Consider the following 12,629-nt stretch of genomic DNA (forward strand, 5'->3'; position numbering starts at 1 on the left):
CAAGCCGCCACTGAAGCCCGCACGTGCGCCTCGATTGCAGCTGCTGAGCGCCATCAGCGCCGCGGTGGCCCTCACCGCCTGCGGAGGCAGCAATGACTCCGCGCCGTCCACACCGATCCCGGCGAGTTCGACACCTGCACCTGCACCTGCACCTGCACCTGCACCTGCACCTGCACCTGCACCTGCACCTGCACCTGCACCTGCACCAGCACCAGCACCAGCACCTGCACCAGCACCAGCACCAGCACCAGCACCCAGCCCTGCTCCTGCTCCTGCTCCTGCTCCTGCTCCTGCTCCTGCTCCTGCTCCTGCTCCGGCTCCGGCTCCGGCTCCGGCTCCGGCCACATCGTCGGCGCGCATCGCCAACATCGAGCTCGCGCAGTCACTGCTTTTCCCGAGCACCGACAGCGCCCTGGTGCTGGTCGCGGGCAAGGCGGTTCTGGTGAAGGTCAACGCCACCACCACCCAGCAGCAGGAGGCCAAACCCGCTGGCAGCCTGCGGGTCGAGACGTCCACCGGGCAGCTCGTTCAAGCAATCGCGCTCACGGCACCCACGGGCAAGCTGCCCACCGCGGTGTCGGCAGTACCCAGCTTCACCGACTCGTACAGCGCCGTCGTGCCGGCGAATCTGGTGGTCAGCGGCCTGCGCCTCACGGCCAGCCTCGCGAACGGCCAGCCTGCCACCACGATCAACCCGCGTGTGAGCGCCAGCATGGCGATGAAGCTCGTCGCCATCCCGGTGCAGATCGGCGGAACCACCGGCCAGGTGGTGGCCAAGGCCGACACCTATGTGCAGGCCCGCATGCCGGTAACCAGCGTGACGCTGCAAACGCATGCCACCTACGTGTCGAAAAGCGTGACCTCGCTGCCGACCACCGAATCGGACTGGAGCTCGGCCTTCGACAAGGTGCTGTCCGAGCTGGACGACCTGCACCTGCTGGAGCAGGCTTCCAGCCAGAGCTACTACTTCGGCTTCTTGCCGAAGCGCACCTACGGCCTCGCCGGCCTGGGCTACATGCCCGGCAACGCGGCGGTGGGTTTCGACATGCCGAGCAACGCATCCAGCGTGAGCGAAGCCATGACCCATGAGATCGGCCACAACCTCGACCTGGCGCACGCCCCCTGCGGTGGCCCGAGCGACGCCGACCCGCAGTACCCGTACGCCGATGCCACACTGGGCGCGTCCGGCCGCTACATCTGGGGCTACAACGCAGAGTCCAAGACCTTCATCGACCCGAGGAAGACCGACATCCACGACATCATGAGCTACTGCAGCGGAGACACCTTCTCCGACTACAACTACCGCAAGGTGCAGGTCTTCATCACACCCTCGGCGAAGTCCGAGAAGGCGGCGTCGGCCAGCGTCGCCTCCGGCCCCCAAGAGCTGTTGCTGGTCAGCGGGCAGATCGAGTCGGGCAAGGTCGGCCTCACGCCGCTCAAGTCCCTCTACGGCGAAGCGCGCCTGCCAAGCGCCGGGCCCTACCTGCTGCGCATCGTCTCCGCGCAAGGCACGATGGAATACTCGTTTGCCACCAAGCAGATCGACCACATCGCGAGCCAACGCTTCGGCTTCACCATCCCGCACCCCGGCACGATCTTCAGCATGACCATCCTCAAAGATGGCCAGACGCTGCTGCAAAGCGAAGCCAAGGCGACGGCCGCATCCACGACCCAGGCAACCGAACGCGCAGCCAGCACGAAGCCGCAGGTGCAAGTCACAGAGAAGAACGGCACGCTGCAGCTGAGCTGGGACGCCACTCGCTACCCCTATCTCACGGTCACGCACGTCGGTGCCCAGCGTTCGACGCTCGCGCAAGACCTGCAAGGCGGCACCGCGTCGCTGCCGTTGGCGAGCGTGCCGGCCGGCGGCAGCTTTGAGTTCAGCCTGTCCGACGGGCTGAACACGGTGCGCGTGCCGCTCGCGCGCTAGTCAACTCATCGCGCGGCTCTTGCAGACAGCACGGTCTCGGCCACTTCGGCAAAGCCTGCGCCGCGTTCGCCCTGCGTGATGTAGGCTGGCCAGGTGCGCAGCTGAGCGCTGAACTGCAGCACGTTCGCCACGCCGACGCTCAGAGGGAAGTGGCCGAACATCAGCTGGTCGTTGGTGGAGTCACCCACGTAGACCCACTCCGCTAGTTCCGAATCGATCTGCCGGCCGAACAGGCGCTGCACGGCCCAGCGCGCGCCACTGAGCTTGGTGTGGTCGCCGAACCAGCCGTTGATGTGGATCGAGCTCACCGTGGCATTCATGCCTTCGGCGCGCATCACCTTCACCACCTCGTCGATCTGCGCCGTGCTCAGTTGCGCGAACTCGCTGTGGTCGATGGCGATGTCGGTCACACGGCCGGCGCTGTCTTGCGACAGCGTGGCGCCCGGCACCTCGCGCAGCACACGCTGCGCGACTTCGCGCAGGCGGCGCGCGTTGTGTTCGCGCGTTGCCTCGTCTTGCGAATACTCGGTGTGCAGCACCTCGCCTTCGCAGAACAGCGCCACCGAGCCGTTCTCGGCCACGATCGCATTCACCGGCCACGCGTGTGCGAATGGAATGCTCCAGCCCATCGGCCGGCCAGTGATCGCAATGACCGGCAGGCCGGCATCGCGCAAGCGCCGCAACGCGGCCAGAGCATCGGGTGTGATCGCCCCCTGGGTGGTGAGCGTGTCGTCGATGTCGGTCAGCACGCCCGTGACAGCGCGTGCCGCTTCGGCAGGCAGCTCGGCCCAAAGGCGTGGACGAAGGTCAGGCATGAACTTTCCTCGTGTGGCTGGCCGGAACCAGCCGGTCGGCAAATTCTCTGTCAAGCAGACTGGCGAGAGGGTGATAGCGAAATACGACCTGGATATCGACCGGGTGCTGAACTACAATTCGCCCCACTTTCCGAGGAGCGTTGCAAGGCACGAGTCGCCACATGGCGCGTGTGCCCCAGGCTCGGAAAAGTGGCAAACGTGCCACTTGCAACTGCGCTCACCCGCATGCTGGTTCTTCGTGGGTGAGTCGATGAACTTCCCCTGTTGTGATCCGCGTGCGGGTTCCTTGATCGACTGGAGCCTGACATGAACGCCGTTCTCAACACCGACCACGCCGTGCGCGACCTGTCCCTTGCCGCCTGGGGCCGCAAGGAAATCAAGATCGCCCAAACCGAGATGCCCGGCCTGATGGCCATCCGCGAAGAGTTCACCAAGAGCCAGCCGCTCAAGGGTGCACGCATCACCGGCAGCATCCACATGACCATCCAGACCGCCGTGCTGGTCGAGACGCTGCAAGCGCTCGGCGCCTCGGTGCGCTGGGCCTCGTGCAACATCTTCTCGACCCAAGACCACGCTGCTGCAGCACTGGCCGAAAAGGGCACGCCGGTGTTCGCGCACAAGGGCGAGACGCTGACCGAGTACTGGGACTTCACCCACCGCATCTTCGACTTCGGCCCCAAGGGCTCTGAAGGTGAAGGCCCGAACATGATCCTCGACGACGGCGGCGACGCCACGCTGTTGATGATCCTCGGCCAGAAGGCCGAGAAGGACGCATCGGTCATCAGCAAGCCGTCCAGCGAAGAAGAGACCTGCCTGTTTGCCGCCATCAAGGCCAAGCTCGCCGTCGACCCGACCTGGTACACCCGCAAGGCCGCGCAGATCATCGGCGTCACTGAAGAGACGACGACGGGGGTGCACCGCCTGAAGGAAATGAGCGCCAAGGGCACGCTGCCCTTCCGCGCCATCAACGTGAACGACAGCGTCACCAAGAGCAAGTTCGACAACCTGTACGGCTGCCGCGAGTCGCTGGTCGACGGCATCAAGCGTGCGACCGACGTGATGATCGCCGGCAAGGTGGCCGTGGTCGCAGGCTACGGCGACGTGGGCAAGGGCTCTGCCCAAGCCCTGCGCGCCCTGAGCGCCCAGGTGTGGGTGACCGAGATCGACCCCATCAACGCCCTGCAGGCCGCGATGGAAGGCTACAAGGTCGTGACCATGGAGTACGCCGCCGACAAGGCCGACATCTTCGTGACGACCACCGGCAACAAGTCGATCATCACGCACGACCACATGAAGGCCATGAAGGACCAGGCCATCGTCTGCAACATCGGCCACTTCGACAACGAGATCGACATCGCGTCGCTCGAGAAGTACACCTGGGAAGAGATCAAGCCGCAGGTCGACCACGTGATCTTCCCGGACGGCAAGCGCATCATCATGCTGGCCAAGGGCCGCCTGGTGAACCTGGGCTGCGGCACGGGCCACCCGAGCTTCGTGATGAGCAGCTCGTTCGCGAACCAGACGATCGCGCAGATCGAGCTGTTCACGCACAGCGATTCGTACGACATCGGCAAGGTGTACGTGCTGCCCAAGCACCTCGATGAGAAGGTCGCTCGCCTGCACCTGAAGAAGGTCGGCGCGATGCTGACGGAGCTGACTGACGAGCAAGCCGCGTACATCGGCGTGCCAAAGCAAGGCCCGTACAAGCCTGATACGTATCGGTATTAAGCCCCCCAGTCGCTGCGCTCCTGCCCCCGAGGGGCGCCTCGCCTGCGGCCGGGAAACCCGTTCCGCGGCGAGTTGCTGGATATCGGGCCCAGCGCGTCGCGCTGGCCCGATCTGTTCTCTCAAAGGTACCCATGCGCGCTGACCAACTTCTGCTTCAACAAGGCCTCGTGCCGACCCGCTCGGCGGCACAGCGCCTGATCGAGCGCAACGCCGTGCGCTGGCTTGGCCCCAAGGGCTGGGCCGTCGTCAACAAGGCGGGGCTCGACGTGCCCGAAGGCTGCGAGATCGAGATCACCGACGACGCGGAGCTTCGCTTCGTATCGCGCGGCGGGCTCAAGCTCGAGGGCGCGTTGAAGCATTGCGGCATCGACGTCAACGGGCTCGATTGCCTCGACCTCGGCCAGAGCACCGGTGGCTTCACCGATGCGCTGCTGCAGGCCGGCGCGAAGCGCGTGGTCGGCATCGACGTGGGCCACGGTCAGCTGCACCCGAAGCTGCAGGCCGATGAGCGCGTGGTGTGCTTCGAAGGCATCAACGGCCGCGACGTGACAGGCACGGCCTTCGAGGCTGCCAACACGCCGCACAGCTTCGGCTTCGTCACCGCCGACCTGTCGTTCATTACCTCCACGCACGTGCTGCCGACCATGGTCGAGTACCTCGCGCCGGGCGGCCACTTGCTGGTGCTGGTGAAGCCGCAGTTCGAGCTGCAGCCGGCGCAGATCGGCAAGGGCGGCATCGTGAAAGACAAGGTGCACTTCGCCGAAGTCGAGACCCGCCTCTGGCAGGCCTGCAAGGGCCTGGGCCTGAAGGTGCAAAAGTACTTCGAGAGCCCGATCAAGGGCGGCAACGGCAACACCGAATTCTTCGTGTGGGCGAAGCAGCCCGCCTGACGACCACGCCACATCCCAACAACCGTTCGGGCTGAGGTATCGAAGCCCTGCGCGGCCTGAACAAGCTTCGATACCTCAGCCCGAACGGGTTATTGACTGACAAGAGAGTTAGGCATGAGCACGCAACGTCTTCCCCTGAGCCTGGAGTTCTTCCCCCCCAAGACGCCCGAAGGCGTCACCAAGCTCGCCGCCGTGCGCCAGCAGCTCTATGCGCTGAAGCCGCAGTTCTGCTCGGTGACCTACGGTGCCGGCGGCTCCACGCAAGACGGCACCTTTGCCGCGGTGCAGGCCATCCTTGCCGAGGGCGTGGAAGCGGCCTCGCACTTCACCTGCATCGGCGCCAACCGCGAGTCGATCACCGAGAAGCTCGCGCAGTTCAAGACCGCCGGCATCCGCCGCATCGTGGCGCTGCGCGGCGACCTGCCCAGCGGCTACGGCAGTTTCGGCGAGTTCCGCTACGCATCTGAGCTGATCGGCTTCATCCGCGAATCGACCGGCAGCCACTTCCACATCGAGGTGGCGGCCTATCCCGAGATGCACCCGCAGGCGCGCTCGCCCGAGGCCGACATGCAGGCCTACCTCGCCAAGGTCCGCGCCGGTGCCAACGCAGCCATCACCCAGTTCTTCTTCAACGCCGACGCGTACTTCCGCTTCGTCGACGAATCGCGCAAGCTGGGCGCCGACATCCCCGTGGTGCCGGGCATCATGCCCATCATCAACTCGGCCGGCATCATCCGCTTCGCCGACTCGTCGGGCGCCGAGATCCCACGCTGGATCCGCCTGCGTCTGCAGAGCTTCGGCGACGACACGGCATCGATCAAGGCCTTCGGGCTGGACGTGGTCAGTGCGCTGTGCGAGAAGCTTATTGCCGGCGGCGCACCGGGGCTGCACCTGTACACGATGAACCAGTCCGCAGCTTCGATCGAAATTTGCCGTCGACTCGGCCTGTCGCCCGGGTAAAGATCGCCACAATGGCGGCCACCATAAGTAGATGAGGGAGGCGCCAAGTGAAGACTTCGTTGATCTTGACGACATGCGCGTTTGTCGCTGTGTTATCCGGTTGCGCTCGAATCGAAGAAGCCGCCATGCCAGTGGCCGCCAAAGTGAACGCGGCCTATCCGTTCCCCCCCGAAGTTCAGGCTGCGCGCGAGCGCCTGCTCGGCCTGCTGGCTGACGACGCGAAGCAGGCCGATACCGTCCGCGGCCAAATGGACTCGCGGACAACATTACGCGCACTCTCCTGCTCTCAGCAGGTGTCAATCAGCCGCCTTGCTTCGGTCGCATCGGTCAGAGCACTGGGCCTCGATCAAGCGTGCTTCCAGACGCAGGACCTGGCCATGCAGGCATTCCTCGGTGTGCGGACTATCGGCCAGCTGATGTCACGGCCACCACTGCGCCCGCTCAAGCAGGTCGGCCTCAGCTCGCCGCTGCCCAAAGGGACGCTCGGTTCGATCAACTACGGCACCTTCGCCAGCAATGCTGGCGTGGCTGTGCTGCGCGACGTCACTGGCGACGCCACCGTGGTCGAACTGCCCAGCGGTGCGGTCATTGCAAAGTTGCCTCGCATGATGACGAGTTCGTGGGCAAGTCACCTTTCGCCAAACGGGCGAGTGCTGGCGCTCCAGCAGCCTATGGGCCAAGGCGTCACGTTCTACGACACCAGCAACGGACACCGCATTTGGGATGTCCCCAGCAGTCAGAACCTGCTTACTTGGCTGCCCGACGTCACGGGTTTCTTGCTCGCCGAGCGAGACGGTGCGACAACGCTGGCTGATGGCCTCACCGGTACGCTGGTGCAGCACCCGCTTGCTGCACGCAACGCCTCCTTCGCCGCTAACCTGCCCGGCTCACCCGCGCGCACATTGCTTGGCAGCGGACGGGAGCTGGTGCTCATGGAACACCAACGCACCCCTGCCGGCCTGCAGGCGACTGAAGTACGCAAGCTGCGCATCACTGACGGCTCCGGCATCACCTCAGGGCACCCGGTTCCCATGCAGCAAGGCAAGCTCGTGGTGTTCGCCTCCAGCCCCCATATTGGCTGGCTGAACCTCGAAAGTGGCGAGAGCGGTATCTGGCGTACCTCACCTACCTTCGGCGCCACCTTCGCCAAACTGGACGAGAGCCGCTTGCTGGTCGACTCGCTCGACCTCACGAATCGCATCCGCTCCAACCCATGGGTCTTCGATGTCACCACCCAGGCGGTGGCGCCTATCGACTCCGCCGGCATGTGGGGCCTGCTGATCCAGACCGGCGACCGACCGGGGTTCATGCGTCGGGGCCAGGAGGCCTGGATCGCAGACGAGGTCAAGACCACGCGCGAGCCGGTGCCGCTGGACCAGGTGGCCGGTGAATACGAGTTGCAAGTGCAGCTGACAAAGCTGCAGGCGCAGGCCGAGTCTCGGCAGGTCCCGGCCGCAACAACGCCCTACGAACACGCCGCAGCCGCAGCGGCCGAGGCGGCCCGCGCGGCAGGCGCGGCGGCCCGGGGAACTGGTACGCAAGCGCCCCTCGGATTGCCAGGCCTGCCGCGAGACGCCATGGTCCACATGGTCGGTGTGTACGAAGGCACCGGCAGCACGCGTGCCACCCGCACGATCCGGGTCATCGTGCGTCCGTCTCCTCGGCCGCTGGTATTAGCCCTGTCTTCCTACGAATCCGTTCGCTGGATCGTCGTCAACACCGGTGCGAGGATCTCCGCTGTTGTGGTCAGTGGCTATGAGCCTTCGACCGTCATTGGGCTGTCTGACGTGCCGGTGATGCGAATGGGCACCACCTACGCTTACAAGGTCGGGAGCGCCGAGCACATGCGGTGGCGGCAGGAAGTGCAGCAATACGTCGGCCCTCTGGAGATCCGCACGTTCCAGGGGCAGTACAGCGGAGCCGAGTTCAGCGTTGGAGGGTCGTGAGTTCATGAAGGAGCGCTACTGGGTCCTCGCCCTGTCCACGTGCGGACTGCTCGCTGGCGCGCAAGCAGCCCAGGCGGGAGATATCTACCGGTGTGAAGGGGATGGCTCCAAGAGCCTCGTCGATTCGCCGGTCCGCTGCCCGAGCGGCCGAGCGGTACGCATCGGCAGCAGCGGCACGGCGGCACGACCGCAGGCGTCTACCCCCGCCGAACCGTCCTCCGAAGTGCCAGAACGGCCCACCCGCGTCCAGAAACTGGTGAAACGTACGCCCCCTTCAGAGGAGTCGAGAGACCTGGCGCCACCAGCCTTGCGCGCTCACTCGGGGTCTTCTTCGCCACCTCCAGTCGTCGCCGTTCCGCCCGTACCCGTACCTATAGCCAACGCTGCGTCCGTGTGCGCACCGCTACGCCATGAAGCCACCGCCTTGCGCAAGTGCTTGCGAGAAGAGCGTCGCAAGGAAGTCCGGATCATCGCTACGGGCCGCCTAGTCCAGATAAGCGCCGCAGCGTCGGAGCTTGCAAACTCAACGAAGACGAACGATGGCCTGCTCGCCGTCGGCCGCAACGGCCGGCCGACTAACTGGTGCGAGAACCTCCTGGGCGACCTCATCGCCCGGCGCAATCTCGAGGTGATCGACGACGAGACAGTACCGGGCCCAGCATGGATCAACGCCGGCAACGGCGTGCGCACCCCACTTAGCGGCGAGATCTTGGACGCGCGCTATACCGAGCTGAGCGCCCCCAGCGGCCTGGTGGCTAACGGCTACGTCACACTGCGCTGGCAGCAGCAGCGAACAGTGGTCGTGAGAACCCGTGTCGGCTGCTTTCAGGCCAACCCGGGCTCGACCGCGGCCGCTTGCGGCCAATTGCGTTACCTCGGCATCGACGTGCATGACGACGAAATGCCACAGGCCTGCAACATCGGCTTCTACGGCCGTCCCAACTGGCCGCAGTGGAGGGATAAGAACGTGGAAATCCGCATCCCCACACACTAGCTATCGAGGCGAACGCCGCTCGCCGTTGATCGACCTGCCGCGTGTCAACGTGCCTCCAGGCCAGCGATATGGAATTGCGCTCGGGCCGGCGACACTCTGGGCAGTGCCACTCGCGACCCGCCCTTGAACACCTTCCACGCCATGCCCAACCTGCACACGCTGCTCAACGGCCTGCGCGCCGTCGCCATCCCCATGCCCTGGCGGCAGACGGTGAGCCTGAGCGTGTTCATCCGCACCGGCAGCCTGCACGAGCCGCGGCTGCTCAATGGCATCAGCCATGTGGTCGAGCACATGGCGTTCAAGGGCACGCACACGCGCGATTGCCAGCGCATCAACCTCGACGCCGAGCGCTTGGGTGCCGAGGTCAACGCGCACACCGACAAGGACCACACCGCCTTCCACATCGAAGGCCTGCCGCGCGACCTGCCCGTGTTCGTGGAGTTGCTGGCCGACATCGTGCGCAACAGCAGCTTCCCGGCCGACGAGCTGGAGCGCGAGCGCCAGGTGCTGCAGCACGAGTTCACCGAGTTCGAGGAAGACCCGGTCAACATCGCCTTCGAGCTCTTCGACCGCGCCTGCTACGGGCCGAACCATTCCGCTGGCCGCTCGGTGATCGGCAACCGCGCCAACCTCAAGCGCATCACGCGCGACGATTTGCTGGCCTATGTGGAGCACCAGTACAGCGCCTGCAACGTGGTGGTGGCTGCGGCCGGGCCGGTGGATGAAGCCGCGTTCCTGCGCGCCACCGAAGCGGCGTTCGGCAGCATGCCGCGCGGCGAGCCCAACACCGTGCCGCCGCCGGTGTGGCAAGGCGGCGTGAAGCTGCGCCGGTTGTCGGGCAGCGAGCAATGCCAGATCGTGCTGGGCTATGAAGCGCCACCGTTGGCCGACCACCACCATGTCAACCACGTGCTCGCCGCCGCGCTGCTCGGCGAAGGCATGAGCTCGCCGCTGCTCGATGAGATCCGCGAACGCCGCGGCCTCGCGTACCACGTGGCCTGCTCGGCCGACGTGATGCCGCACGCGGGCCAGATCGTCATCGATGCCGCGACCGACCCGCAACAGGCCGATGCTTTCTTCACCGAAACCGCACGGCTGCTGAAGCAGCACGCCGACAGCCCAGATCCGGTAGGCCTCGAACGCGCACGCAATCAGATCACCGTGCGCACGCTGCGCGCGCTGGAGCAACCGGCCAGGCGGCTGGAGTCTGCGGCACAGGACGTGTTCACCTTCGGGCGGCTGCGCGATGCGCAGGTGTGGCTGGAGCGCCTGCAGGCCGTCAATGCCGACGAGGTGCGAGAGGTGTTTGCGCAGATGCTGGCAAGCCGTGGTGCGGCCGGGCTGGCAGGCAGCGTGACGGCGAAGGCGCGAGAACGGGCGACGGCCCTGTTCGCGGCGGATTGACGGAACGGTCGGTTCGAGCCGCCCACATCACCGCGTTCAACGGGTTGCGACTTCCGGTTGCGTCGAGTCTTCCCGAGTGGCGGCAGAGGCGATCGCCACGGTCTCCGTGCGGGATCGGTCGTGCGAGATGTCGGTTGTCGTCACAGAGGCCGCAGCCGCTGAAGCTCGCTCGCTCTCCGGCAATTGCCAGATGACGACGACCCACAAGCCGACAGACACAAGGCTCAGTACAACTTCCGTCGACAGCTTCAAGAGGGGGAGGTTTGCACGCATGGTGTCAACGCCCGAACCCGAAGAACCACGCGAACTTGGCAAGCGGACTCCGATGAAGCCGCAGGACTGACGCGGCGGGACGATGGGCGCGTGCGGCCGTCCGCCGCCGCGATGACCGAAGGTTGTCGCCGTGAAGCACGGCGTGGGAGATCTGAAAGAGTTTCATGCTGGTGAGGTGTTGTCAGCGGAAGCGGCGTCTCACCCCGCTTCGGTGTCGTTGATCCTGTGACGTCAGAAGGTGTAGGCCGCGAACAGACCCGCCTGGCTCTGCGAGACCTTCTCGGTCACTGGGCTGCCTGCCGCATCGCCGCGCAACCTGTTCGTGCTTGCGAACACGCCCACGCCCCAGTTCGACGACAGCCGCACGTTCGCGCCGACCGAGAAGCCCACCGAGTTCAGACCCGCCTTGGCGGTGCGAACCGCCAGGCCGGAGCGAGCACTTTGTGCCGCGTCGACACCGAAGAACGTCTGCGTGTACTTCGCATCGGCCCAGGTGACGTTCGGGCCTGCCGAGAGCGTGATGGTGTCGCTGACCGGGTAACGGGCCTCAGCGCCGAGCGAGAGCCGCGTGCCTTGTTGCTTGCCGCCAATGTCGGTGAGCAGGTTGCCGCGCAGCGTCCACCAGGTGTCGCTGTAGCTCGCGAACACGGCGCCGAGCGCGGTGCGGTCGATATCGCCCAGGCCCCGCAGGCGCGGCGAATCCGTTTCTTGGCGAGGCTTCTCGAAGCTGCCGCCGAGGCCGACGCCCACGCGCCAGTGATCGTTCTGCACGAGGTAAGCGCCAATGCCTGCCGGTACGCCGGCACCGGGCACACCGCCGATGAAGTAGCGGCCGTAGGTTGCGCTCAGCACCGGAAAGCCGCTGCTCTTGCGCTCGGCACTGCCGGGGTAACGCGGCTGGCTGGCAGCGCCAAGGCCCACGGTGAAATGCCACGCGTCGTCGGACGGTGCGGCCGCTTCGTCAGCGCGAGCGAGCGGGCTCGCCAGCAGGCCGATGGCCACGCAGACGAGGTTGAACTTGAGAGATTGGAGGGAGGTCATGATGTTTGTTCGCGGGTCAGATGAAGGGGGTTCAGAAGTCGTAGCGAACGCCAGTGCTGACGAGGTTGGCGCTGACGCGGTCTGACAGCCTCCCGAACCGGTCGAACTCGACGGTGAATGCGACGTTCGGCGTGAAGCGGTACTCGGCACCGACGTTGATGAGCAGCGAGCGCGTCGTACCCATCAGGCTGTTGGCGGCAGGCAGCAAGTTGGTGCCGCTGACCTTGCCGTACGACACGCCCAACTTGCCGGTCAATGCAAAGGATTCGCTCAGCGGCATGCGGCCGGTGGCTGCTGCATAAGGGCTGCGGCCACGCGCCTTCTGCTCGACGCGCGAACCGCCCAGTTGCACCGTCTCGGACAAGGTGCCCAGGTGAGCGAACCCGGCTTCGACGCCGAATCGCCTGTTGAAGCGATAGCCGGCGTACACCTTGCCCGCTGCGCCGAATTCTTCGTCGTCGGTAGTGCGCAGGCCAAAGTCATGGGTCTGGAATTCGCTGAGGCCGGAGCTCGCGCCAACGTAGGGGCCAGCTTGGTCCGACAGTTCGGCTGCGTTGACGTTGGCAGATGAAACGGCGACGATGGCCAGCGAGATCGCGGAGGTCTTGAGGGATGACATGAAAGCTCTTTCGGGTTGTCTTGAAGCGA

Annotated in this window: 11 protein-coding genes and 1 riboswitch; of the genes, 7 read left to right on the plus strand and 4 right to left on the minus strand. The window is 65.6% G+C overall.

Features of this window, described 5'->3' with window-relative positions:
• Positions 1–71 precede the first annotated feature (71 nt).
• Positions 72–347 carry a hypothetical protein gene (locus tag AC1DYS_RS26490; RefSeq protein ID WP_477904551.1) on the minus strand — a complete coding sequence of 92 codons (276 nt, stop codon included), beginning with the start codon at positions 345–347 and terminating at the stop codon, positions 72–74.
• Positions 348–442: 95 nt separating this feature from the next.
• Between AC1DYS_RS26490 and AC1DYS_RS26495 the strand changes: the two genes are divergently transcribed.
• Positions 443–1,930, plus strand: a complete 1,488-nt coding sequence (locus AC1DYS_RS26495; RefSeq protein ID WP_477904552.1) for a M66 family metalloprotease — start codon at positions 443–445, stop codon at positions 1,928–1,930.
• A gap of 5 nt (positions 1,931–1,935) precedes the next feature.
• On the opposite strand, the gene AC1DYS_RS26500 is transcribed toward AC1DYS_RS26495, so the two are convergent.
• The gene (locus AC1DYS_RS26500) at positions 1,936–2,745 is read right to left on the minus strand and encodes an HAD family hydrolase (RefSeq protein ID WP_477904553.1); all 810 of its coding nucleotides are present in this window, start codon (positions 2,743–2,745) and stop codon (positions 1,936–1,938) included.
• Positions 2,746–2,871: 126 nt separating this feature from the next.
• Positions 2,872–2,971: riboswitch (S-adenosyl-L-homocysteine riboswitch) on the plus strand.
• Positions 2,972–3,051: 80 nt separating this feature from the next.
• On the opposite strand from AC1DYS_RS26500, the gene ahcY reads away from it, so the two are divergent.
• The 6 genes from ahcY (at position 3,052) to AC1DYS_RS26530 (ending at position 10,667) form a co-directional block, all read left to right on the plus strand.
• Positions 3,052–4,473, plus strand: a complete 1,422-nt coding sequence (gene ahcY / locus AC1DYS_RS26505; RefSeq protein ID WP_477904554.1) for an adenosylhomocysteinase — start codon at positions 3,052–3,054, stop codon at positions 4,471–4,473.
• Positions 4,474–4,604: 131 nt separating this feature from the next.
• Positions 4,605–5,363 (plus strand): TlyA family RNA methyltransferase, encoded by a 759-nt coding sequence (locus AC1DYS_RS26510; RefSeq protein ID WP_477904555.1) that lies wholly within the window; start codon positions 4,605–4,607, stop codon positions 5,361–5,363.
• Positions 5,364–5,477: 114 nt separating this feature from the next.
• Positions 5,478–6,323, plus strand: a complete 846-nt coding sequence (gene metF, locus AC1DYS_RS26515; protein ID WP_477904556.1) for a methylenetetrahydrofolate reductase [NAD(P)H] — start codon at positions 5,478–5,480, stop codon at positions 6,321–6,323.
• Between the two features lie 125 nt (positions 6,324–6,448).
• Positions 6,449–8,269, plus strand: a complete 1,821-nt coding sequence (locus AC1DYS_RS26520) for a hypothetical protein (RefSeq protein WP_477904557.1) — start codon at positions 6,449–6,451, stop codon at positions 8,267–8,269.
• Between the two features lie 424 nt (positions 8,270–8,693).
• Complete coding sequence (locus AC1DYS_RS26525) at positions 8,694–9,263, plus strand: hypothetical protein (protein WP_477904558.1); 570 nt, start codon at positions 8,694–8,696, stop codon at positions 9,261–9,263.
• Positions 9,264–9,386: 123 nt separating this feature from the next.
• The gene (locus AC1DYS_RS26530; protein WP_477904559.1) at positions 9,387–10,667 is read left to right on the plus strand and encodes a M16 family metallopeptidase; all 1,281 of its coding nucleotides are present in this window, start codon (positions 9,387–9,389) and stop codon (positions 10,665–10,667) included.
• A gap of 504 nt (positions 10,668–11,171) precedes the next feature.
• Here the strand turns inward: AC1DYS_RS26530 and AC1DYS_RS26535 are convergent.
• Both AC1DYS_RS26535 and AC1DYS_RS26540 read right to left on the minus strand, forming a co-directional pair.
• The gene (locus tag AC1DYS_RS26535) at positions 11,172–11,981 is read right to left on the minus strand and encodes a MipA/OmpV family protein (RefSeq protein ID WP_477904560.1); all 810 of its coding nucleotides are present in this window, start codon (positions 11,979–11,981) and stop codon (positions 11,172–11,174) included.
• 31 nt (positions 11,982–12,012) lie between these two features.
• Positions 12,013–12,600 (minus strand): porin family protein, encoded by a 588-nt coding sequence (locus AC1DYS_RS26540; RefSeq protein WP_477904561.1) that lies wholly within the window; start codon positions 12,598–12,600, stop codon positions 12,013–12,015.
• Positions 12,601–12,629: the final 29 nt, after the last annotated feature.

The organism is Rhizobacter sp. P2_G4 (genome assembly GCF_056403575.1).